Here is a 20,786-nt window from a genome sequence, read left to right as displayed (position 1 = left end):
TATTCTAAATCTTTATGCTAAGTTTTCGCCGCCGAGGCGGTGGCGCCGGCGCTGGCCGCCACCACGAGCGCGGTACCCAGCATCTGCAGCGCGGTCATCGGCTGGGCCAGGATCAGAAAGCCGGCGAGCGCGCCGAGCGCCGGTTCGAGGCTCATCAGGATGCCGAAGGAGGCCGACGGCATGCGCCGCAGCGCCACCATCTCCAGCGCATAGGGCAAGAGCGGTACGAGGATGGCGAGGCCGAGAACCTCCGCCAGCCCCTTCAACGTGAAGGCGCCGCCTGTCTCGGCAAGGCCGAAGGGGGTTGCGACGAGGCCGGCAACGATCAGCGACATCGACAGGCCTTCCAGCCCCTTGAAGGCAGCCCCGACCTTCTTCGTCAGCAGGATATAGACCGCCCATCCCACAGCCGAGCCGAGAGCGAAGAGGACGCCGGGGAGATTGCCGACCCAGCCTTCGCCGTCATGGGCGAGGAAGAGGATGCCGGCCGCAGCAATCAACGGCCAGAGCAAGCGCCAGGTCAGGCCGTAGCCGAAGACGGCGACCGAGAGCGGCCCGAGGAAATCGATGGCGATCGCCAGGCCGAGCGGCAGCCGCTGGATCGCCGCGAAGAAACACAGCGTCATTGCGGCGGTCGTCGTGCCGAGCAGCAGGGTCGCCCGCCACTGGGCGCCGCTATAACGCAGGAGTGAAGGCCTGACGACAACGGCCAGGATGATCGCCGCGAAAGCAAGCCGCAGCCAGGTGGCGCCGGCAACGCCATAGATCGCAATGGCCGGGGACGACAGCGCCGCGCCGAACTGGATCGAAGACATCGACATCAGGCACATCGCGACACCGGCCGCCAGGCCGCCCGAAGACGACGCCATACCCGGCTGCGGCATCAAAGCTGCGCCATCCGTCCCGGTCTCGATAGTCTTGATGTCCATGTGGCCCCCGATCCTGGCGCGGTTCTAAGCCGAAGACGGGGGAGAACCAAATTCAAACTTTTCATGCCGGGATCAAGAGCGCTGATGCTGGGGAATGCCAGGAAACGACAGGTGATGCGGGAGATCGAGTTCACGCTTTAACCAGGCGATCGCCGATGGTGATGCAATATCACCGGCGGCCAGCAAGGATGACTTCTTCGGCGTCTTCGAAGCTCATGTCGAAGACCCTCCTGCCGATGTCGAAGCTGAAGCCGTTGCGGGCGAAGGCTGAAAGCTCTTTAGCCTTTCGCTTGTCGTCGAGCTCGACCCGGCGGAAAGGGCCGAAGGCGCGTTTGCGGGCAAATATCGCGGCCGCATAGAGATCGTCGGCCTGCTCAAGTGCTGCCTCGACCTTGTCGCTGGAGACGCCCTTGACGGCAAGTTTCTGGGCGATCGCGCGTTTTGATTTGCCGCCGCGCACGGCAGAGCGGGTGCTGATCTCCGCATAGGCGCTATCGTCGAGCACCTTGTTGTCATAGGCAAATTTGACGGCGAAATCGGCAACGGCTTTCACTTGCGCCGCGCTGATATCTTCGAATTTCTCCTTCGCCTTGCGGGTGATGGCGTCAAACAGCTGCTTTTCCGTCATCATCCGCCGCTCCAGGCGATAGATGGCGGAATTGCGCGCCCAGCTCAGCATGCGGGGTGTCGGGATGTAGGAGGGAACTGTCTCATCGGTCATCGGCAGTGATCAGGCTTCCAGACCCTTGAGGACGTTGGCGACGTTGATGCCGATTTCCGGCACGCCGTAACCGCCCTCCATGCAGGCCAGCACCGGCAGGCCGGCGGCTGATATCATCGCGCCCATGCGGGTGAAATCATCGGAAGTCAGGCTGAAAAAGGAGATCGGATCGCGCTCGAAGGTATCGACCCCAAGCGCCACGACGATCGCCTCGGCGCCGAAGTCTTTGATCCGCGCCAGCGCATCGTTTAGCGCCGAAGACCAGACATCAAAGGGCGTGCCCGGTGGCATTGGATAGTTGCGGTTGGCACCAACGCCCTCCCCCTCGCCTTCCTCGTCGGCATGGCCGAGGAAATAGGGAAAGGCGTGCATGGGATCGCCATGCAGAGAGGCGGTGAAGACATCGCCTCTGTGATAGAAGAGATCCTGGGTGCCGTTGCCATGATGGAAATCGACATCCAGCACCGCAACCTTCGCCGCACCATGATCGCGCAGCCGCTGTGCGGCGACGCCCGCATTGTTGATGAAGCAGTAGCCGCCGAAGAGATCGATGCCGGCATGGTGGCCGGGTGGGCGGCAGAGCGAAAAGGCGAAACGATTGCCCTCGGCCAGCCAGTCGGCGCCGGTGACGGCACAGCGCATGGAGGCGATCGCCGCCTCGTAGGACCCCTTGGTGATCGAGGTGTCGGCGGCATTGGCATAATGGCCGATCGCGCCAACGATATTGTCGGGCACGCGCTGGCTGGTGCGGCGAACGGGAAAGGAATTGGCGATCGCCTCGCCGGTGAAGCCGGCGGCCACCCAGCGATCCCAGACGCTGGCGAGAAAATCCAGATAGGCGGGATCATGCACCTTCAGCGCCGTTTCCAGCCCGTGCGCATCGGGCGCCACCACGTCGGTAAAGCCCGCCTCCTTGACCGCCGCCAGGATCCATTCGGCACGGAACGGCGCCTCGAAGGGCGTCACCAGTTGGCCGGCATGCAGTTCCGTTTTGGCATCGCGCAGCTTGTGGTCTTCGGAATAGATGACGCGCATTTCAGATCCTGCCCCTTGATTGACAATCGAGACTTACACGGCTCGGCCGCGACAAAAAAGCGGAACGGCGCTCTTGATCGTCAAGCTATATGACGCCACCTTCGCCGGTGTTTTGAGAACGAGGAAATTTTCCGCATGAAAGTGCTGATGGTCGATGTCGACGGCGTGCTCATTCATGGTCGACCGACCGACGGGCTGCCGCACTTCACCTATCTGGAACGCGATCTCGGCCTGCGTGTCGACCTGCTGCAGCAGGAATTCTTTCAGACCCACTGGCGTGAGATCATTGTCGGCCGCGCGGCGCTGGAACCCAGGCTCACCGGCGTGCTCGCAAAGATCGCGCCGCATCTCAGCGCCGAAACGCTGATCGACTATTGGTTCGAAAACGATTCCCGCCTCGACCGCAATCTGCTGGAAGAGCTCGCTATCCTCCGGCAAAGCGGCATCACCCTTTTCCTGGCGACCAACCAGGAGCATAGGCGGGCGCGCTACCTGATGGAGCAGGCCGGCCTGGACGCGCATTTCGACGACATCATCTATTCCGCAGCACTCGGGCACAGCAAGCCTTCGCCCGATTTCTTCCGGCTGGCGACCGAACGCGCCGGCGTGGCGCCCGGCCAAATCGCCTTCATCGACGATATGGCCGAAAATATCGAAGCGGCGCGGCAGTTCGGCTGGAATGCTGCGCAATGGACGGCGGGCGCGACGCTTGGCGGCGCGCTTCCCGTCTTCGCCAGGCCGGCCTGAGCGAGGCCGGCGCAATCAGGCAAGCCGCTTGTAGAACAGGGTGGTGGCGCAGAAGCCGCCTTCCGGCCACAGCGCATAATCGGGAATGACGCCGACACGCTGCCAGCCCAGGCGCGGATAGATCGCCTCGGCATCGCTGCCGGTTGCCGTATCGAGGACGAGCAGGGTCTTGCCACGCTTGGCCGCCTCGCGCTCGGCGGCATCCATCAGCAGCCGGGCGAGGCCCTTGCCGCGGGCGGAGCGATGCACCAGCAGCTTCTTCAGATCACCGCGATGCGGCTGGTTCGGCATCTGCGCGGCGCCCACCTGCACGGTCCCGACGATCCTGCCGTCGAGTTCGGCGACCAGCAACAGGTTGCCGCCGGAGGCGACGGCATCGGCGACATCGCGCCAATAGGGCTCGGCATCTTCAGGCCCATAGGGCTGCATGAAGCCGACGGAGGCGCCGCCTGCGACGCAATCGGCCAGCACCTGCGACAGCGCCGGCACGGCGGCCCGGGCCTCGTCGGCGGAAAGGGTACGAATATCGGGCATGCTGCTCTCCTGAATAAATGCTGTTATCGGCCGCCGCGATCGAGCACGACGCAATAACGCGCCGGCGCGTTGCCGGGATTGTGGAAGATGTGACCCTCGCCGACCGGCATGAACAGGCAATCGCCCGGCCGCAGCCGGTAGACCGTTTCACCCGCCGTCATTTCCAGCTCGCCATCGAACAGCCAAATATGCTGCGTCATGCCGTGGGAGGCGGCATGCGGGGGAAAGCTGACACGCGCGCCAGCGGGGAATTCGACCTCGACGATATCGACATCGGAGGCAGTGCCGGGTGCGGAGATGGAGCGCCTAATATAACCGGTCTCCGGGTCGCGCCAGACCTGCTGCTCCTGCCGGCGAACAAGCGGCGAGGCCTGCTGTCCCTCCTCCGCGAAGAAGGCCGACAGCGACAGGCCGAGCGCCGCACAGATCCTTGCCAGCAGCGAAGCGGTCGGGCTCGCCTCCGCCCGCTCGATGCGCGATATCATCGCGCGGCTGACGCCGGAGGCCGCGGCAAGATCATCCAGCGTCAGACCTTTTTTGAGCCGCAGCGTGCGGATGCGGATGCCGATCGCCTGTTCGAGTTCCGGTTCCATCTCTCAATCCATGATTCTACTATAAGAGAAATACATTATCCGATGATGGAATCAAGTCTCCTCGCGCGGCGAAACCCGCCTTGCTTTCACCACGGCAGCGTCGATATATGACGGCGCAATCGAGGATAGGAGACAATGATGGACGCCAGCACGCAGAGCCCGGACCTGACGGGAAGCTTCACAGCTGCCGCCTGGGACAGGATCGCCCCTGTTATGGCTGAAATCGAGGCCTTGCCGCTGCTGCAGCGCCTTTCGGACGGCACGCTGCCGCCGGAGGTCTTCCGGCACTATATCCTGCAGGATGCGCTCTACCTGAAGCATTATGCGCGATGCCTCGCCATCGTTGCGGCCAAGGCGCCCGACAATGCGCAGGTGCTGCGCTTCCTCGGTTCGGCGCAGAAGGCCATCACCGTCGAGCAGGGCCTGCATGCCGGCTTCCTCACCCAGTTCGGCATCACGTCGGCGGATGTTTCAGCCGCAGAACCCTCGCCTGCGGGCTTTGCCTATACCAACTTCCTGCTTGCCACCGCCTATCACAGTTCCTACGCGGTTGCGCTTTCCTCCATCCTCCCCTGCTTCTGGATCTACTGGCACGTTGGCGAAGCGATCAAGAACCGGCCTGCTATCGAGGGCAATGCCTTCCAGGCCTGGATCAACACCTATGGCGATCCGCAATTTGCCGCCGGCGCCCGTGAAGTGATCGCGCTGACCGACATCGCCGCCCGCGCCGCATCGCCGGTGGAGCGTGCCCAGATGACCGATGTCTTCGTGCGGGCCTCGCAATATGAATGGATGTTCTGGGATTCGGCCTGGCGGCTGGAGACGTGGCCGGTCTGACACGCGTCCGACAAGCTGCAAAATAGCGTAAACAGCGGGCTAATTACCGCTTTGCGGCAAGGGGCGGCGCTGCTATATGGCGCGCATGAGCACCAATTCGACCACTCCGCTTTCCCATATCCGCAATTTTTCGATCGTGGCCCATATCGACCACGGCAAATCGACGCTGGCCGACCGCCTGATCCAGACGACGGGCGGGCTTGCCGAGCGCGAAATGTCCGAGCAGGTGCTCGACAATATGGATATCGAGCGCGAGCGCGGCATCACCATCAAGGCCCAGACCGTGCGCCTGCACTACCAGGCAAACAATGGCGAGAAATACATTCTCAACCTGATCGACACGCCCGGCCACGTCGACTTCGCCTATGAAGTCTCGCGGTCGCTGTCGGCCTGCGAGGGTTCGCTGCTCGTCGTCGACGCCAGCCAGGGCGTCGAAGCGCAGACGCTCGCCAATGTCTATCAGGCGATCGACAACAACCACGAGATCGTCACCGTTCTCAACAAGATCGACCTGCCGGCCGCCGAACCCGACCGCATCAAGGAACAGATCGAGGAAGTGATCGGCATCGACGCCTCGGAGGCGGTGCTGATTTCGGCCAAGACCGGCCTCGGCATTCCCGATGTGCTGGAAGCGATCGTCCACAAGCTGCCGGCGCCGAAGAGCCCAGGCGGCGACAAGGCGCCGCTGAAGGCGCTGCTCGTCGACAGCTGGTACGACACCTATCTCGGCGTCATGGTTCTCGTGCGCATCATCGACGGCGTGCTGACCAAGGGCCAGACGGTGCGGATGATGGGCACCGATGCAAAATACCAGGTGGAGCGCGTCGGCGTGCTGACACCGAAGATGGTCACTGTCGACAGCCTCGGCCCCGGCGAGATCGGCTTCATCACCGCCTCGATCAAGGAAGTGGCCGATACCCGCGTCGGCGATACGATCACCGAGGACAAGCGGCCGACGGCCGCAGCGCTGCCGGGCTTCAAGCCGGCGCAGCCGGTGGTGTTCTGCGGCCTGTTCCCGGTCGATGCCGCCGATTTCGAGGATCTGCGCGCCGCCATGGGCAAGCTTCGCCTCAACGACGCCTCTTTCTCCTTCGAAATGGAATCGTCGGCCGCCCTCGGCTTCGGTTTCCGCTGCGGCTTCCTCGGCCTGCTGCATCTCGAAATCATCCAGGAACGGCTCGAGCGCGAGTTCGACCTCGACCTCATCGCCACCGCACCCTCCGTCGTCTACAAGATGTACATGACCGACGGCACAGAGCGCGAACTGCACAATCCGGCCGACATGCCCGATGTCGTCAAGATCTCCGAAATCCATGAGCCGTGGATCCGCGCGACGATCCTGACGCCGGACGATTATCTCGGCGGCATCCTGAAGCTTTGCCAGGACCGGCGCGGCATCCAGATCGAGCTCACCTATGTCGGCACGCGCGCGATGCTGACCTACGACCTGCCGCTCAACGAAGTCGTCTTCGATTTCTACGACCGGCTGAAGTCGATCTCCAAGGGCTATGCCTCCTTCGATTACGCGCTGACCGACCACCGCGAGGGCAACCTCGTGAAGATGTCGATCCTCGTCAACGGCGAGCCGGTCGACGCGCTGTCGATGATGGTGCACCGGACGGCCGCCGAAAAGCGCGGCCGCGACATGTGCGAGAAGCTCAAGGAGCTGATCCCGAAGCACATGTTCAAGATCCCGATCCAGGCGGCGATCGGCGGCAACGTCATTGCCCGTGAGACAATCTCGGCGCTGCGCAAAGACGTGACCGCGAAATGCTACGGCGGCGACGCCACCCGCAAGCGCAAGCTGCTCGACAAGCAGAAGGCCGGCAAAAAGCGTATGCGCCAGTTCGGCAAGGTGGAGATTCCGCAGGAAGCGTTTATTGCGGCGCTGAAGATGGGCGACGAATAACGCTTCTCAACGACATTTTATGCGCATATGATCTGCGCATAAAATTGAGGAGATCGCTGTGGCTCAGCGGCCAAGAAAAGCAGCAAACCTGTCCCTCGATGAAGGTCTCCTCTCCGAGGCGCGCGAACTCCAGATTAACATATCTCGGGCGGCGGAAGATGGCATCGCACAGGCAATAAAGGCCGAGCGCGAGCGGCTATGGCGTATCGAGAACGCCGAGGCTATCCGGCTGGAAAACGAATATGTTGAAAAGCACGGCTTGCCATTCGCCAAATACCGTCAGTTTTAATGGCACGCTTTCACGTCTATCGCCTCAAAAGCGGGAATGTCCTGGCCATCGATCTTCAAGCCAATCTGCTTGACGATCTGCCTTCGCGAGTCATGGTCCCGCTGCATCCGGTGCAAGAGCTGAGCTGGTCGATCTCGCGACTGAACCCACGCTTTGCCATCGAGGGTGAAGCCTATGTCATGGCCACCCAGCGCATGGCATCGATCCCGACGGCGGAAATAGGAAAAATAGTCGCAGATCTATCGGGCAAAAGCGATGCCATCACCAGCGCCGTAGATTTTCTCTTCCAGGGCTTCTGAGCGTTCACCCCCTGCCCATATATTCCTTCACCAGCCCCTCATAGGCGTTCATCTCCGGCAGCGCCGCGTAGCTGTGCACCGCGCCGGTCTCGGCGAAGGACAGCTTCTCGCTCGTCCATGTCTCGATGAAGGGCGTGAACCAGCTGGGGTCGTCGAGCATGGTCGCGCGCAGATTGACGAACCAGTCCATGCCTTCCGGCCGGGTGAACATCCAGCTCATGCAATGCGGGCAGAAATAATGTTTCGTAACGCCGTGCAGGCCGCCGATCACCGGCTCGCCTTTCGTGACCTCGAAGCCTTCGCTGGGAATGGCGGCGCTCAGCGAATAGGCGCTCGCGGTCATCCTCTGGCAGCCCGTGCAATGGCAGGCCATGGTCAGCAGCGGCGGGGCGCTGATCTTCAGCCGCACCTGGCCGCAACGGCAGCCGCCTTGCATGGGTAGATTCAGTTCGCTCATGATTTTCCTCCCGTTTTGCCCTTTGATCTAGCGGAGCTTTCGCCGCTGTCGAGATGACAAGGCCACTGCGGACGGCAAGGCCGCCGCGAAATGGGTGGCCTTGTCGAGCGCCTTAAGCGACGGCTTCGCGGCGGGAGCCGTCACGGCCGCGCAAGCCCGTCGCCATCACCAGCGCGCCAAGCGCGGCGGCGGCGAGCGGCACCAGAAGGGCGACACGCAGGGATTCCAGCCGCGCTTCTGGAGAGACTTCGTCACCCAGCATATAGGCGCCGATCGCGCTGACGCCGGAAAGCCCGAGTGCGGCTCCGAACTGGATTGCTGTATTGACCAACCCGCTGGCAAGCCCGTGCTCGTCCTCGGCAATGCCGTCGGTCGCGACGATGGTCAGCGGGCCATAGCCGAGCGCGAAGGCAAGGCCGAGCAGCAGCATCGACGGGAACATGGCGGCATAGGTCCAATCGAAGCCCATGCGCAAGAACAGCCCATAGCAGGCAAGCGCCAGCAGGAAACCGGCGAGGATGACGCGGACATTGCCGAAGCGGTCGACAAGCCGCGGCGTCAGGATCGGCGCGACCACCGCATCGATGCCGATCGCCATCAGCGCCAAGCTCGTCTGCATCGGCGTCCAGCCGAGCAGTTCCTGCAGATAAAGCGAGGCGATGAACTGGAAGCCGAAAAAAGAGCCGGCAAACAGCAGGGCGCCGAGATTGGCGCGGATCAGCGCGGCCGAACGCAGGATCCCAAGGCGCACCAGCGGAGCGGACGAGCCGCGCTCGATCAGGATGAAGGCAAGCCAGAGCAGCGCGCTCACTGCAAAGGCGGCGATCGTCCATTCCGTACCCTCGCCCGGATGCTCGAGCCGGATGACGCCATAGGCGGCCAGCAGCATGGCGCCGGTCAGCGCGATCGCGCCTGATATATCGAATTTTCCCCGGGCGGTTCCCGCATCCCTGTCTGTGATCAGCCGAGGGCCGACGGCAAGCAGGATCGCCGCCAGCACCACCGGCGCGAAGAATACCCAGCGCCAGTCGATGGCAGCAAGCAGGCCACCGGCGACGAGGCCGAGCGAGAAGCCGGCCGAGGCCGTCGATGCATAGATCATCACCGCCCTGTTGCGCTGCGGCCCCTCCGGGAAATTGGCGGTAATGAGCGCAAGGCCTGCTGGCGTCATGAAGGCGGAGGCGGCGCCGGTGACAAAACGCGCGACAAGCAGCATCCAGCCCTCGCTCGCGAAACCACCGAGGCCGGAGAAGGCGAGGAAGATCGTCAGCGCCGTCAGGAAGACCCGCTTCTTGCCGAAGATATCGGCGGCCCGGCCGCCCAGCAGCATGAAGCCGGCATAACCCAGCACATAAGCGCTGACGACGGCGCTGAGCGTCGTTGTCGACAGGCCGAGATCGGCGCGGATCGCCGGCAGCGCGATATTGAGCATGGCGACATCGATGCCTTCGAGGAAGATCGCGCCGCAGAGCACGATCAGCGCACCGGCTACGCGGGCGTTCATGCGGCCTTCACTTGTCTTGGTCTGGGAAGATGGGTTGGACATGAAATCCGTTCCTTCGGTTGACACGCTGAAACAACGGGGCGAGGCATGAAGTTACTTTTCATGCCTTAGTTCCCTCTTGTAACCAAAGCTTAGTTAAGACATGATCCGGCCCCATGGAAGAAGGCACTTCAAACTCACCGAGTGACATTTGCAGCACCGGCAAGGACGACAACGTCCTGCCCGGCAAGGACGACAACGTCCTGCCCGGCAAGGACGATAGCGTCCTGCCCGGCAAGGACTACGACGTCCTGCAATGGGATGCGCGCGAGGAGTGCGAGGTCCGGCAGATCCTCGACCGGATCGCCGACAAGTGGTCGCTGCTCGTCATTGCGCTGCTCGAAAAACGCACGCTTCGCTTCACGGAATTGAAGAGGAATATCGACGGCATCAGCCAGCGCATGCTGACGACGACGCTCAGGCACCTGGAGCGAGACGGCATCATCGAGCGCACCGTCTATCCCGTCGTGCCGCCGAAGGTCGACTATGCGTTGACGCCGCTCGGCTGCACCCTGCACGAGACGATCCGTTCGCTGGTGCTGTGGACCGAGCAGAACCAGGCCGGCATTATCGCCGCGCGGCAACGCTACGACGAACGGGCCAGCGATGGTCTGTAGCCGGCGAACGAATTCTGTCGACCGTTAGGGATAGTTAATGTTGCATCGTCCGAACTACCGGATGCGGGCCGGGTTGCCGACCACGGTGGCGCCGGCCGGCACATCCCTGGTCACCACCGCGCCAGCACCGACGATCGCGCCCTCGCCGATCGTGATGCCGCCGAGGATGACAGCGCTTCCCCCGATCCAGACGTCGTTGCCGATCGTGACCGGCCGGGCGATCTCGATGCCGGTGCTGCGAAGTGCAGCATCCTTGTGGTGCTCGGCGCAATAGATCTGCACGCCGGGGCCGAACATGCTGCGATCGCCGATCGTCACCCGGCCGGAATCGAGGATAGTGCAGCCGGCATTGAAATAGACGCGCTCGCCGAGGGTGATGTTGATGCCGTAGGAGCAGTGAAACGGCGCTTCGATGAAGACATCCGATGCTGCCTGCGCAAACAGCGCCCTCAGGGCCGGCGCCATCGCGCCGCGCTCATCCGGCGGCATTGTATTGTGTGCGTGGACGGCCAAGCGCGCCTGCCGGCGCAAGTGATCGAGCTCGTCATCGAGGCAGCAATACCATTCACCTGCCGCCATTTTCTCGCGTTCGCTCGCCGGCATGACATCACTCCCTCACGCCGAAGCCTGCGACAGAATTTCGACCTCTTGCCGTTCGATCAGGCTGACCCAGGCCCGCGCAATGGCAAGGCCGGCGGCATCGGCTGCACGCCCATGTCTTGCTGCCAGTTCGGCGTGGCTCTCCAGCCAGCCGGGGGCGATGCGCGCGATCGTCTCGGGGAATTCAGCCTTCCATTGTTCGACGACCGCTGAATTGGCCTCGAAATGGAACTGCGTGCCATAGACGGCGCGGCCGATGCGGAACGCCTGGTTTTCGGCGACGGGGCTCGAGGCAAGACGGACCGCCGCCTCGGGCAGGGAAAACGTGTCGGCATGCCATTCGAAGATGGTGAACTCGCCGCCCAGCGAAGACAGCAGCGGATCGGCCCGGCCCTCGGCGGTAACGCCGATCTTATGCCAGCCGAATTCGCGGGCGGTTCCCAGATGATTGTCGGCGCCATAGGCGCGGGCGAGGATCTGGCTGCCCAGGCAGATGCCGAGCACCGCCTTGCCGGCATCGCCGAAGCGCCGCGTAAGCCGAACGAGCTCCGGCAGATAGGCGTGTGTCTCATCATCCAGCGCGCTCTGCTCGCCGCCGAGAACGACCAGCGCGTCATGGCCCACTACATCCCGCGGCAGGATGCCATCCTGCCACACCCGGAACCACTCGATGTCAGCGCCCGCCTCGTCGAGGGCCTGGGCAAGCGCGCCGAGGCCGGTATTCCTCATGTTTTCGATGACTGCGACGCGCATGGACTTTCCCTGATATGGCCGACGACGGGAAGAGATCATGCCGGCGGGCAGCACGCAAGACGCTTGTGTAAGGGGCGATTGCGCATGCCCACCACAGAGCTTAAATCTCGTCAAACGAAAGGAAATCGCCATGACCGAAAAAGCCCGTGTCTCGATCCTCTACTGTACCCAGTGCAACTGGCTGCTGCGCGCCAGCTGGATGGCGCAAGAGCTGCTGTATACTTTTTCCGACAGCCTCGGCGAAGTGGCGCTGATCCCCGGCACCGGCGGCAATTTCGAGATCCGCGTCAACGGCGATCTCATCTGGGAGCGCAAGCGCGACGGCGGCTTTCCCGGGCCGAAGGAGCTGAAGCAGCGGGTCCGCGACATCGTCGAGCCCGGCCGCGATCTCGGCCACGTCGACCGAGCCTCGCTCGAAAGCTGAGCAGAGCTCGGCGCCAGCGCGAGCGGCCTCAGCGAAAAGGCGAGCGGCAGACCCTGTAGACACCCTCATAGGTGAGGAAGTGATCCGTCCTCGGATTGTAGGAGCGGTATTCGTTGGTGCACCAGGCGATATGCTTGTTCGGATCCTTCGGCTGCACGCGGCGCACCGGCGGCGGATCATAGGTCAGTTGCGGCCGTCCGGCAGCGCCCGGCAGGTAATAGGTCGGCCCCGCGCCCCTCGGCCGGTAATTCGGCTGGACATAGGCCGGACGATGCCATTGCTGCGGCCCGAAACCGAAGCAGCCGCGAAAATCGCAAAGCGTGGAGCCGGTGTTGAGCGGACCGACCCCTGGCTTGCCCAGCTTCAGCGAATCGGCCCCGGCGATGGCGGGTGCGAGAACAGCCAAAAGACCGGCGAGCAGAAGCGTGCGAGAAACGGCCATGATGCAATCCTTTCGGTATTTCCTTTATATAGGGCGCACCAACCGGAGCGCTATGCCTATCCTGCGGCTCTCTCCCGCATGTGATCGGCTGCTTTTTCGCCAACTGTCAGGAAAACTTCAAAAACCCAGTTGACAGTCAGGAGCCGCCCCCTTACATCGCTCTCCGTCGCCCAGATGGCGGAATTGGTAGACGCGCCAGCTTCAGGTGCTGGTACCCGAAAGGGTGTGGAGGTTCGAGTCCTCTTCTGGGCACCATTCCATTCTTGATCGCTACCAAGATCAAGGAGTTAAGCCTTTTCAGATAGGTTGCGCATTTGATGCCTTGTCACAAAGGCCAATCACGATGCGCTTAGGGCTTGGCCGCTAGATAGCTCCCAAGAACGCGCCGAAATCCTCAATTCCAGAATGCATATCCTGCCGCTCTGGAGAGCTGCCCTCCATTGACTCCCTCATCCCCAAATGCGAACATAAAGCGAACAAAATGGAGTCTTGCCGATGATCCGATACGCCGCATCCGCTGACAGCCGCCCTGAGCCTCCACAGGCCCGCGTGGTGTCAGCCGCCAAGCCGGCCCTTGAAATGCGATCCCTCACGCCGATCATTGATGCAGCGGTTACCGCACCTGCGGCCGGTCTGCTACCGCCCAGCCCCGAGTCAGACGAGATCGGCTCCGACACTCGACCGAAAACCCCCAAGCCGCCGCGCCGTGCGGCAACAAAACGCAAGCCTAAGGTCGAAGCGGACGACACTTCGCTCCAGCTTAGTTTAGATGCCTAGTCCCATGTTGCCGATGCCGGAAGCGCCGGCGCTGGAAACCTCGCGGTTGCGAACTCAAGCCGCGACCCGAGGGCGAACCGCGCTCTTTTGATCTGTCGGAAATCATCAAGCCCGACAGGACATTCGCACCGCGATCATGGGAACTCCCACCATAATCTATAGAGCACTTCGGAATCCCGAAATTGGTTGCCGGATTGAAATTATTGAATATTTTCTCACGGCGAGGCCGCTGAAAATGCGACGAATTTCGGAATCCCGAAGCGGGGGAATTTCGGGAATCCGAAGTGGTATTTTTTCTTGGTGCGAGGCGCCAGCCTCTGTCGGCAACCATCGGCCATCGGTATCCAGCACCGTCCTATCGGGATCAGTCGCTTCTGTTCGGATCAACTGCGCCTGCTTGGCGCCCTTCGTAAAGCGGAAGGATGCACCTTCGGCACTCGGGAGACGCTCGAACGGCGGAGAGCGCAGTCTACGAACCAGGGATGCGAGGGCCGTTTCCCTTATCGGGCGATTCGCTGTAGCGGCATCCGGATAGGCATCAGCGCGGCTTCGACCAACGCATGGCGGCGTGGTTCCGGCTTTTCAGGCGGCCATGTGGGGCGTCGTCTTCCCGCTGTCGGGAATAACGGTCAAAACGCCCAGGCCGGCTTCTCTGGCGGCGCTGAGGAGCAATTCCCTCAGCTCGCCCGTCTCGATCTGCCCGGTGATGGCATCGGCGCAGGCCTTTACGGCCACGACGTATTCCTCTCCATCTTCAAACGGCCAGTCCATCATCAGAACTTCGGCTGCGTCCCGGATCGTCCTGACGATCTTGTACTTTTGCCGGCCGCCGAGAAAGAGAACAAGAGGCGCAAAATCCGCCGATGTGTTCCATTGCATGGCATTTTCTCCCTGAGAGTTAGAATATTAGTAACAATGCAAGAAGAATGCCAGTGGAGGCGGAGGCGGTTTTTAGAGGTTTTGCGCGCCAGTCGCCGGGATCATCGGCAGAGGCCGCGCATTCGCGGCCTTTGGCTTCACAACCAGGACATCTAATAAGGAGCTTTCGGCCCTGCCCGGCAGCACCCGCGAGTTGGCCGAGAACGTCAACGCCTGGAGTATTCCGAAGCGGGCGATCAACCCGTCGAGCTATCACGACATGAGCGAGGCCGATATCGAGCGAATGGCGGCGATGCTGATCGATCTTGCGTCGACGCGGATCTGACACAACGGCACGACATTGCCGCCCGAGGAGATCCCCTCAGCGCACTGGCTGATAATGGCCGCGCAGCGGCACCTTGTCGTCCATCGAGATGAAGCCGTCGCGTTCGCAGACATACATCAGCGTCGGCATGCCGCCCGAACGGAAGATCTCATCATAACGGCGGCGGACCTGAACGGTTTCGGTGCGGCAATTATACGATTCTTCCTCCTTCTTCTCCGGCTGCGCCTTGACGCCGGGAAGACCCTTGTAGGGATAGAGGGGTTGAACGCCGGAATCGACGGATTTCGTCCAGTCGACGGCAGAGGCGGATGCCGGGGCGAGGCTCGACACGGCAACGAGCGATATCAGAATCATCAAAAGCCGCACGGAGCTCTCCTGCCGACTATGGGCGCTCTCCAGATGTAGGAAAACCGAAGACCGTCATCAAGCGGCCGAAGCCGGCGACTTCCTGAAATAACTTCTGATGACGGGATGGCCGAAGAGGCCGGCAAGGATGGCAAACCCGGCACCGACGACGAAACCGGCGAGAAAACCGCCGATGATGCCGGCAACCAGCAGGATCATCTTCCCCGGACCATCGGCCTTAACAGGCGGCTCGGCCGGCGAGATGACGCGAATGTTACTCTGGCTGAGGTTCTGCTCCTCGCTCGTCTGGCTGGAGCGTTTCAGAACCGTCTCGTAGATATCGCGCGCCGCAGTCGCCTTGCGCTGCAATTCGTTCAATTCCACCTGCTTGTCCGAGGTACTCGCCTGCAGCGCCTTCTGCACCGCAAGTTCCTTGGCGATGCTGTCTTCGGCGGCCTTTGCCTGCTCGTATTCACCCCGTGCCGAGGTGGCGAGCCGCTGCAATTCGCCCTTGATTTCGCCTGATATGCTCTGGAGCGAGGAGCGGGCCGCCTGCAGGCGCGGATGACGCGTGCCCATCTGGCTTTCGAGGCTGCCGACGGCGGCCGCCTGGGTGGCATATTGCTGACGCAGGCTGACGAGCGGCGAGGTGACGCCGCCTTCCGTCTGGTTGCCGGCGACGATGTCCTCGACGCGGAGATTGGCGACGGCATCGGCGCGCGCTTTCGCCTGGATGGTCTTTTCCTGTGCCGTCACCAGCATCGTGTTCAACGAGACGAGCCGCTGATCGGAAATCAGATTGCCCTCGGTCGCAGCCATGTCGTTGTCGGCGCGGAAGGTTTCGACGGCCTGCTCGGCTTCCAGCACCTTCTGGCGCAGATCGTCGAGGCGTCCGTCGAGCGTCGAGGAGGTGTTTTCGTAAATGCCGTTCGAGGCGTTGTTCTCCTCCTCGGTGAAGGCGGTGACGACCTGGTTGGCAAGCCTTGCGGATTTTTCCGGATCATTCGTCGTGGCGGCAAGCGTGACGACATAGGTGCTGGCCTGGCGGGTGATCACAAGTGCTTTCTGCAGGGCGCCGATCACGGCGGCGCTATCGGTGCGGCCGCCGGTGAATTCCGGATCCTGGTCGAGCTTCATCGTCTCGACGACGCGGCGCAGCACATTGCCCGAGGTCAGGATCTGCACCTGGCTGTCGATCAGAGTCGAGATCATTTCCGGCGAGGGTCCGGAGGATTGCGCGCCGGCATCGGCAAGGCCGATCTGGCGCGGATCGAAATAGAGGCTGCTGACGGCGGTGAATTTCTGAGCGATCCGTGGTGCCACCACAGCGCCGGCAGCGGCGCCGAGCAGTGCCAGACCCAGCACGACCAGCCGCCGGCTCCAGATCGCGGCGATGCTGGAGCGGAGGTCGAGAAGCGGTGCGGCAGGTGGGGAGGCTGCGTTCGACGGCGCGTCGACGACGGGCTCTCTTGCCGGCGGAGGCGGAGGCGCCGGACGCTCATATTGACGGCTTTCCGCCATGCTTGCCGGCGGCACAAAAGGGGGCGGGGTCGGTTCAGGCGCCGGACGGGCGTAATCATCCGGGCGGACGACAGGACTGCGCATGCGTACGCCTTCCGGCGCAGTCTGAGACGGCTCATAACTGCGCCAGCCAGGGAGCCGGCTTACCCTGTTCCTGTCATACTGGTTCATACGCGCACTCGTGTCCCGCCCAGCGTGAAAGACTGAAGCCGAGGTGCCGAGACTTTAGAAATTCTTAGCTAACGGACCGTTAAGATAATCTCAGCGACGCCGATGTTGCGATTTTCCGCGATTGCGAGGATGCCATGAGGACGACACGACATCTGACAGCGCTGCTGCTTGCGGCGGCTCTCGTCCCGTCGCCGGCCCTTGCGGCCGGGGCGCCCTGCTACCGCGGCGTCAATCTTTCCGGCGGTGAATATGGCGAGCGCGGCGGTACCTACGGCACCAACTACACCTATCCCAGTGAAGAGACGATCGGCTATTTCGCCGAAAAGGGCATGACGATCATCCGGCTGCCCTTCCGCTGGGAACGGCTGCAGCCCGCACTCGGCGGGCGGCTCGACGAGGACGAGCTCCAGCGGATCAAAGGCACGATCGGCCTGATCCGCAAGCGCGGCATGGCCGTTCTGCTCGACCCGCATAATTTCGGTTATTACGACAAGACCCAGGTCGGCACGGCGCCGGCAACGGATGCCGCCTTCGGTGACTTCTGGGCAAGGCTCGCCGTCGAATTCGCCAATCAGGAGGGCATTGTCTTCGGCCTGATGAACGAACCGCACGACATCAAGGCGACGGACTGGCTGGATGCGGCCAATGCCGCGATCCGCAGTATCCGCGCGGTCGGCGCGCGCAACCTCATCCTGGTGCCCGGCACTGCATGGAGCGGCGCGGCAAGCTGGGAGAAGGACGTGATCGGCGGCGCCAACGGCACTGTGATGCTCGGCGTGCGCGATCCGCTGGATTTCTACGCCTATGAGGTCCACCAGTATCTCGACGCCGATTCCTCCGGAACCCATCCGACCTGCGAAGGTGCCGATGCCGCAGTCGAGGCGATCGCCGGGGTCACCGCCTGGCTGAAGCGGAACCACAAACGCGGCTTTCTCGGCGAATTCGGCGCCTCCGCCGACAAGGACTGCATGAGCGGGCTGACCGAAATCTATGCCACCATGACAGGTAATGGCGACGTCTGGCTCGGCTGGTCCTATTGGGCGGCGGGCGATTGGTGGCCCGCGAACGAGCCGTTCAACGTCCAGCCGCGAAAGGGGCCCGCGCGGCCGCAGATGCGGCTTCTCGCCCAATCGGCAAAAGCCGATGCCGGCACTTGTTCCGCCGTCAAGCCTGTGGGGAATTGACCATGGCGGTCGTCGACCAGAAGGCAGCGCCTTTTACTGCCGCCGGCAACCGGCTCGATGCTGCCGGGGCGGCGTCGCGCACCGATTACCTGGTGCTCTGGCTCGGCCTGCTCTCGGTGCTCTACAACGGCATTCTCGCCTTCATCAACCACAACATCATGCCGCTGTCGTTGACGCATGTCGCTGCCAGCGAAGGCCTGATCATGGCGAGCGCCATCATCTACATCCTGCACAAGGGGATCTACGAAACCGACCTGCCAGCCTTCCTGTTCCTGCTGTTCACGCTCGTGGTGACCATCTATGTCAGCGTCCTCAACCGCATGCTGTTCATCGATCATTTCCGCAACGTGCTGATCATCTTCTGCTTCACCGGGCTCGGCGGCTGGAGCAACGAAAGGACGATGAAGCTCGTCTTTCGCTGGGCAAGCCTCGTCGTCATGATTTTCCTGATTTTCGAGATCGTCAGCGTGCCGTTCTATGTCAGCATCGTCCATCCGTCCGACTATTTCGCCAATACGCGCGGGCTGCTGCCGCTGAGCTACAACACGACAGGCCTTTTCCAGAATGCGCTCGGCTTTCCCGAACGCTTCTCCTTCGGCATCATAGACCATCGTTCCTCCTCGATCTTCCTCGAACAGGTGTCGCTGGCCAATTTCTGCGGGGTGATCGCGGTCTACCTGATTTCGATGTGGGAGAGGCTTGGCCGCTGGGACCGGTTGCTGATGATCAGCACGGCAGTCCTGATCCTGGTGACGAACGACACGCGCACGATGCTGATCTTCTGCTTTGCCTGCATCGTCGGCTATTTCGTCTTTCCGAAGATCCCGAAGAATTTCAATCTGGCGCTGATGCCGCTGATCGTCGCCGCGGGCTTCCTCGTCTACGTGCTGAAACCCAACGCGACCGGCGACAATTTCACCGGCCGCATCAACCTGACGATGAAGAAGATCATGGAACTCGATCCGCTCGCCATCCTCGGACTTTCGGTCGACCGGGTCGCCGAGTTCGCCGATAGCGGTTATGTCTACCTGATCTATGCCGCGACGATCTTCGGCGTCATCGCCCTGTGGCTGTTCGTCTGCCTCTTTCCCGCCGGACGCACGGCGGCGCAGCGGCGCTGCGCCCATTCACTTTCTCTTTTCATTTTTCTGAATATGATGATCGGGGGAACCGCAGTCTTTTCGATGAAGATCGCCGGTCTCCTGTGGTTCGTCGTCGGATATATGCGTTTCCACGACAACCCGCGCATCCGGCAGGGTCGTCCGACAAATGTATTGAGTTGACCGCAGCGGCGCGGCTGAGACCGGCGCCGCGCGAGCCCTAGAACAGGATGATTTTAGGCCGGATTGGCCTAAAATCTGAATCCTGTTCTAAATCAAAGAAATAGAGCATGATGTCGTCCGAAAACCGCCCACACTTTTCGGCATCATGCTAGGGAGCAAGACGCTCGATGCTTGTCCAGCTTCAATATCTGCGCGCCATCGCGGCGCTGATGGTGGTCTATTTCCATGCGATATTGCAGCTCGCCAAGGTCAATCCGGCCGTCGACGCCACCGCCTTCATCTATGGCGAAACCGGCGTCGATATCTTCTTCGTTTTAAGTGGTTTCGTGATGTGGCTGACGACGAGCGGTCGCGCAATGAGCCCGATCGATTTCGCCCGCCGGCGCATCAGAAGGATCGTGCCGCTCTACTGGCTGGCGACATTGTTTTCGGCCGCGGTGGCGCTGGTGGCCCCGTCATTGCTGAAATCGACGGTGTTCGACCTGCCGCACCTCGTCGCCTCACTGTTCTTCCTGCCATGGAGCAATCCCGCCGATCCCAGCACGATCACTCCAGTCGTCGTTCCGGGCTGGACGCTGAATTACGAGATGTTCTTCTATTTCGTGTTCGCGCTGCTGCTGCCGCTTTCGGAAGTCCGCCGCATCCCGGCGATGTTTGCCGTCTTTACCGTCATTCTGGTGGCCTGCCGGCTGCTGCCGGAATCGACGGTGACCCGGTTCTACGGCGAGCCGATCATCCTGGAATTTCTCGCCGGTGTCGTGCTCGCCTGGCTCTATGGGCAGAAGATGCTTCTGCCGAACCGCTGGGCTTGGGCGGCACTCGCCATGGGCTTTGCGTTTCTCTTCATCAACGAGGCGCTGATGCAGCCGGAAAGCCGGTTCTATGCCTGGGGAATCCCGGCGATCTTCATCATTTACGGCGCCGTCTCCATCGATTTTTCCAGGCTGCCGGTCCTGGGATGGCTGAACTATCTCGGCGACTGCTCCTACAGCATCTATATCACCCACGCCTTCACGCTCGCCTTCTTGAGGGTGGCAGCAGATCGCCTGCCGATCGGCATCCTGCAGCAGCCGGTGCTCTTCGTGATCCTCTCATTGGTGCTCTCGTCGATCGGCGGCGCGATCATCCATGAAATCACCACGCCGCGCCGGAAAGCGGCCGTGGCGAGCCGCCCGCCGGCCTAACGCGCATCGATTCTGTCAGATTCGTTTGCCGCGCTTTAGCGCTGTTTCCGTACCGAAGGCGAGAATACGCATCCAAGCGGCGCTGACGGTACAGTTTTTTGCGCAACTTCTCCTAAGCTTCAGACTTGGCAATGAGAGAACTTGCAGAAGCGTGATGGTTTCTCTTGCAATTTGTCGCAGGAATGAAAGCGCGCCGGCCTATTCGCGGCCCGGGCTTTGATCTAAGCACGGCTGCGGCCTTGAAGAAGGAAGAGGGAGAGACATGAGAAACTATGTATTGACGGTATCCTGCAAATCGACGCGCGGCATCGTTGCGGCGATTTCGAGCTATCTGGCGGAGAAGGGCTGCAACATCATCGACAGCTCGCAGTTCGACGATCTCGATACC

General features: G+C 62.0%; 25 protein-coding genes and 1 tRNA gene. 13 read left to right on the top strand and 13 right to left on the bottom strand.

Annotation, left to right across the window (positions count from 1 at the left end):
• Positions 1–17 precede the first annotated feature (17 nt).
• The 3 genes from FHT69_RS24205 to FHT69_RS24195 all read right to left on the bottom strand — a co-directional run bounded on the left by FHT69_RS24205 (position 18) and on the right by FHT69_RS24195 (position 2,685).
• Positions 18–929, bottom strand: coding sequence for an EamA family transporter (locus FHT69_RS24205; protein ID WP_097543158.1), 912 nt, complete (start codon positions 927–929; stop codon positions 18–20).
• Between the two features lie 169 nt (positions 930–1,098).
• Positions 1,099–1,650 (bottom strand): recombination regulator RecX, encoded by a 552-nt coding sequence (gene recX, locus FHT69_RS24200; protein WP_183906077.1) that lies wholly within the window; start codon positions 1,648–1,650, stop codon positions 1,099–1,101.
• 9 nt (positions 1,651–1,659) lie between these two features.
• Positions 1,660–2,685, bottom strand: a complete 1,026-nt coding sequence (locus FHT69_RS24195) for a histone deacetylase family protein (RefSeq protein WP_097594986.1) — start codon at positions 2,683–2,685, stop codon at positions 1,660–1,662.
• A 135-nt stretch (positions 2,686–2,820) separates the two neighbouring features.
• On the opposite strand from FHT69_RS24195, the gene FHT69_RS24190 reads away from it, so the two are divergent.
• On the top strand, positions 2,821–3,432 hold the full coding sequence (locus FHT69_RS24190) for an HAD family hydrolase (RefSeq protein ID WP_047617519.1): 612 nt from the start codon (positions 2,821–2,823) through the stop codon (positions 3,430–3,432).
• Between the two features lie 15 nt (positions 3,433–3,447).
• Here FHT69_RS24190 and FHT69_RS24185 read toward each other — a convergent pair whose 3' ends face one another.
• Positions 3,448–3,966 carry a GNAT family N-acetyltransferase gene (locus FHT69_RS24185; RefSeq protein WP_028757878.1) on the bottom strand — a complete coding sequence of 173 codons (519 nt, stop codon included), beginning with the start codon at positions 3,964–3,966 and terminating at the stop codon, positions 3,448–3,450.
• Positions 3,967–3,989: 23 nt separating this feature from the next.
• Positions 3,990–4,559: a helix-turn-helix domain-containing protein gene (locus tag FHT69_RS24180; RefSeq protein WP_183906076.1), complete on the bottom strand. Its 570-nt coding sequence runs from the start codon at positions 4,557–4,559 to the stop codon at positions 3,990–3,992.
• A gap of 138 nt (positions 4,560–4,697) precedes the next feature.
• On the opposite strand from FHT69_RS24180, the gene tenA reads away from it, so the two are divergent.
• From tenA to FHT69_RS24160, 4 genes are all read left to right on the top strand, one after another.
• Positions 4,698–5,396 carry a thiaminase II gene (gene tenA, locus FHT69_RS24175; protein WP_127431540.1) on the top strand — a complete coding sequence of 233 codons (699 nt, stop codon included), beginning with the start codon at positions 4,698–4,700 and terminating at the stop codon, positions 5,394–5,396.
• 76 nt (positions 5,397–5,472) lie between these two features.
• Positions 5,473–7,305 carry a translation elongation factor 4 gene (lepA, locus tag FHT69_RS24170; protein ID WP_028757881.1) on the top strand — a complete coding sequence of 611 codons (1,833 nt, stop codon included), beginning with the start codon at positions 5,473–5,475 and terminating at the stop codon, positions 7,303–7,305.
• Positions 7,306–7,363: 58 nt separating this feature from the next.
• Complete coding sequence (locus FHT69_RS24165) at positions 7,364–7,594, top strand: type II toxin-antitoxin system CcdA family antitoxin (protein ID WP_063474849.1); 231 nt, start codon at positions 7,364–7,366, stop codon at positions 7,592–7,594.
• On the top strand, positions 7,594–7,893 hold the full coding sequence (locus tag FHT69_RS24160) for a CcdB family protein (RefSeq protein WP_063474850.1): 300 nt from the start codon (positions 7,594–7,596) through the stop codon (positions 7,891–7,893). Before FHT69_RS24165 ends, FHT69_RS24160 begins: the two co-directional genes overlap by 1 nt.
• A gap of 4 nt (positions 7,894–7,897) precedes the next feature.
• On the opposite strand, the gene FHT69_RS24155 is transcribed toward FHT69_RS24160, so the two are convergent.
• Positions 7,898–8,350 carry a GFA family protein gene (locus FHT69_RS24155; RefSeq protein WP_028757882.1) on the bottom strand — a complete coding sequence of 151 codons (453 nt, stop codon included), beginning with the start codon at positions 8,348–8,350 and terminating at the stop codon, positions 7,898–7,900.
• A gap of 112 nt (positions 8,351–8,462) precedes the next feature.
• The gene (locus FHT69_RS24150; RefSeq protein ID WP_048338495.1) at positions 8,463–9,896 is read right to left on the bottom strand and encodes an MFS transporter; all 1,434 of its coding nucleotides are present in this window, start codon (positions 9,894–9,896) and stop codon (positions 8,463–8,465) included.
• Positions 9,897–10,009: 113 nt separating this feature from the next.
• Between FHT69_RS24150 and FHT69_RS24145 the strand changes: the two genes are divergently transcribed.
• Positions 10,010–10,510, top strand: a complete 501-nt coding sequence (locus FHT69_RS24145; protein ID WP_183906075.1) for a winged helix-turn-helix transcriptional regulator — start codon at positions 10,010–10,012, stop codon at positions 10,508–10,510.
• 54 nt (positions 10,511–10,564) lie between these two features.
• Here FHT69_RS24145 and FHT69_RS24140 read toward each other — a convergent pair whose 3' ends face one another.
• Positions 10,565–11,113, bottom strand: coding sequence for a sugar O-acetyltransferase (locus FHT69_RS24140; RefSeq protein ID WP_047617510.1), 549 nt, complete (start codon positions 11,111–11,113; stop codon positions 10,565–10,567).
• Positions 11,114–11,125: 12 nt separating this feature from the next.
• Entirely contained in the window at positions 11,126–11,863 is a 738-nt protein-coding gene (locus FHT69_RS24135; protein WP_127431537.1) for a type 1 glutamine amidotransferase, read from the bottom strand.
• A 130-nt stretch (positions 11,864–11,993) separates the two neighbouring features.
• Between FHT69_RS24135 and FHT69_RS24130 the strand changes: the two genes are divergently transcribed.
• The gene (locus FHT69_RS24130) at positions 11,994–12,287 is read left to right on the top strand and encodes a SelT/SelW/SelH family protein (RefSeq protein WP_028756410.1); all 294 of its coding nucleotides are present in this window, start codon (positions 11,994–11,996) and stop codon (positions 12,285–12,287) included.
• Positions 12,288–12,315: 28 nt separating this feature from the next.
• Here the strand turns inward: FHT69_RS24130 and FHT69_RS24125 are convergent, their stop codons facing one another.
• Complete coding sequence (locus FHT69_RS24125; protein ID WP_063474852.1) at positions 12,316–12,729, bottom strand: BA14K family protein; 414 nt, start codon at positions 12,727–12,729, stop codon at positions 12,316–12,318.
• A gap of 168 nt (positions 12,730–12,897) precedes the next feature.
• Here FHT69_RS24125 and FHT69_RS24120 point away from each other — a divergent pair.
• A tRNA-Leu gene (locus tag FHT69_RS24120) sits at positions 12,898–12,984 on the top strand.
• Positions 12,985–14,088: 1,104 nt separating this feature from the next.
• Here FHT69_RS24120 and FHT69_RS24115 read toward each other — a convergent pair.
• Positions 14,089–14,385 (bottom strand): DUF982 domain-containing protein, encoded by a 297-nt coding sequence (locus tag FHT69_RS24115; protein ID WP_028756405.1) that lies wholly within the window; start codon positions 14,383–14,385, stop codon positions 14,089–14,091.
• A 193-nt stretch (positions 14,386–14,578) separates the two neighbouring features.
• Between FHT69_RS24115 and FHT69_RS34595 the strand changes: the two genes are divergently transcribed.
• The gene (locus FHT69_RS34595) at positions 14,579–14,710 is read left to right on the top strand and encodes a hypothetical protein (protein WP_254960412.1); all 132 of its coding nucleotides are present in this window, start codon (positions 14,579–14,581) and stop codon (positions 14,708–14,710) included.
• Positions 14,711–14,746: 36 nt separating this feature from the next.
• On the opposite strand, the gene FHT69_RS24105 is transcribed toward FHT69_RS34595, so the two are convergent.
• Together FHT69_RS24105 and FHT69_RS24100 are read right to left on the bottom strand one after the other, a co-directional pair.
• Positions 14,747–15,076 carry a hypothetical protein gene (locus tag FHT69_RS24105; protein ID WP_028757897.1) on the bottom strand — a complete coding sequence of 110 codons (330 nt, stop codon included), beginning with the start codon at positions 15,074–15,076 and terminating at the stop codon, positions 14,747–14,749.
• A 57-nt stretch (positions 15,077–15,133) separates the two neighbouring features.
• Positions 15,134–16,747 carry a GumC family protein gene (locus FHT69_RS24100; RefSeq protein WP_183906074.1) on the bottom strand — a complete coding sequence of 538 codons (1,614 nt, stop codon included), beginning with the start codon at positions 16,745–16,747 and terminating at the stop codon, positions 15,134–15,136.
• Positions 16,748–16,881: 134 nt separating this feature from the next.
• Between FHT69_RS24100 and FHT69_RS24095 the strand changes: the two genes are divergently transcribed.
• The 4 genes from FHT69_RS24095 to FHT69_RS24080 form a co-directional block, all read left to right on the top strand.
• Positions 16,882–17,931, top strand: coding sequence for a glycoside hydrolase family 5 protein (locus FHT69_RS24095; RefSeq protein ID WP_063474853.1), 1,050 nt, complete (start codon positions 16,882–16,884; stop codon positions 17,929–17,931).
• Between the two features lie 2 nt (positions 17,932–17,933).
• Positions 17,934–19,214 carry a hypothetical protein gene (locus tag FHT69_RS24090; protein ID WP_063474854.1) on the top strand — a complete coding sequence of 427 codons (1,281 nt, stop codon included), beginning with the start codon at positions 17,934–17,936 and terminating at the stop codon, positions 19,212–19,214.
• Between the two features lie 167 nt (positions 19,215–19,381).
• Positions 19,382–20,398: an acyltransferase family protein gene (locus tag FHT69_RS24085; RefSeq protein WP_028757900.1), complete on the top strand. Its 1,017-nt coding sequence runs from the start codon at positions 19,382–19,384 to the stop codon at positions 20,396–20,398.
• Positions 20,399–20,660: 262 nt separating this feature from the next.
• Positions 20,661–20,786: ACT domain-containing protein (locus FHT69_RS24080; protein ID WP_246780759.1), on the top strand; the 126-nt coding region annotated here is incomplete at its 3' end.

This window comes from Rhizobium sp. BK008 (assembly GCF_014197345.1).
Classification (GTDB): domain Bacteria; phylum Pseudomonadota; class Alphaproteobacteria; order Rhizobiales; family Rhizobiaceae; genus Rhizobium; species Rhizobium anhuiense.
The sequence above is the reverse complement of the archived record's forward strand: the minus strand, read 5'-3'. Positions and strand labels throughout refer to the sequence as shown.

Coding starts and splice junctions, on each gene's coding strand:
- FHT69_RS24205 (WP_097543158.1), bottom strand. CDS start 929: ATGGACATCAAGACTATCGAGACCGGGACGGATGGCGCAGCTTTGATG.
- recX (WP_183906077.1), bottom strand. CDS start 1,650: ATGACCGATGAGACAGTTCCCTCCTACATCCCGACACCCCGCATGCTG.
- FHT69_RS24195 (WP_097594986.1), bottom strand. CDS start 2,685: ATGCGCGTCATCTATTCCGAAGACCACAAGCTGCGCGATGCCAAAACG.
- FHT69_RS24190 (WP_047617519.1), top strand. CDS start 2,821: ATGAAAGTGCTGATGGTCGATGTCGACGGCGTGCTCATTCATGGTCGA.
- FHT69_RS24185 (WP_028757878.1), bottom strand. CDS start 3,966: ATGCCCGATATTCGTACCCTTTCCGCCGACGAGGCCCGGGCCGCCGTG.
- FHT69_RS24180 (WP_183906076.1), bottom strand. CDS start 4,559: ATGGAACCGGAACTCGAACAGGCGATCGGCATCCGCATCCGCACGCTG.
- tenA (WP_127431540.1), top strand. CDS start 4,698: ATGGACGCCAGCACGCAGAGCCCGGACCTGACGGGAAGCTTCACAGCT.
- lepA (WP_028757881.1), top strand. CDS start 5,473: ATGGCGCGCATGAGCACCAATTCGACCACTCCGCTTTCCCATATCCGC.
- FHT69_RS24160 (WP_063474850.1), top strand. CDS start 7,594: ATGGCACGCTTTCACGTCTATCGCCTCAAAAGCGGGAATGTCCTGGCC.
- FHT69_RS24155 (WP_028757882.1), bottom strand. CDS start 8,350: ATGAGCGAACTGAATCTACCCATGCAAGGCGGCTGCCGTTGCGGCCAG.
- FHT69_RS24150 (WP_048338495.1), bottom strand. CDS start 9,896: ATGTCCAACCCATCTTCCCAGACCAAGACAAGTGAAGGCCGCATGAAC.
- FHT69_RS24145 (WP_183906075.1), top strand. CDS start 10,010: ATGGAAGAAGGCACTTCAAACTCACCGAGTGACATTTGCAGCACCGGC.
- FHT69_RS24140 (WP_047617510.1), bottom strand. CDS start 11,113: ATGCCGGCGAGCGAACGCGAGAAAATGGCGGCAGGTGAATGGTATTGC.
- FHT69_RS24135 (WP_127431537.1), bottom strand. CDS start 11,863: ATGCGCGTCGCAGTCATCGAAAACATGAGGAATACCGGCCTCGGCGCG.
- FHT69_RS24130 (WP_028756410.1), top strand. CDS start 11,994: ATGACCGAAAAAGCCCGTGTCTCGATCCTCTACTGTACCCAGTGCAAC.
- FHT69_RS24125 (WP_063474852.1), bottom strand. CDS start 12,729: ATGGCCGTTTCTCGCACGCTTCTGCTCGCCGGTCTTTTGGCTGTTCTC.
- FHT69_RS24115 (WP_028756405.1), bottom strand. CDS start 14,385: ATGCAATGGAACACATCGGCGGATTTTGCGCCTCTTGTTCTCTTTCTC.
- FHT69_RS24100 (WP_183906074.1), bottom strand. CDS start 16,747: ATGAACCAGTATGACAGGAACAGGGTAAGCCGGCTCCCTGGCTGGCGC.
- FHT69_RS24095 (WP_063474853.1), top strand. CDS start 16,882: ATGAGGACGACACGACATCTGACAGCGCTGCTGCTTGCGGCGGCTCTC.
- FHT69_RS24090 (WP_063474854.1), top strand. CDS start 17,934: ATGGCGGTCGTCGACCAGAAGGCAGCGCCTTTTACTGCCGCCGGCAAC.
- FHT69_RS24085 (WP_028757900.1), top strand. CDS start 19,382: ATGCTTGTCCAGCTTCAATATCTGCGCGCCATCGCGGCGCTGATGGTG.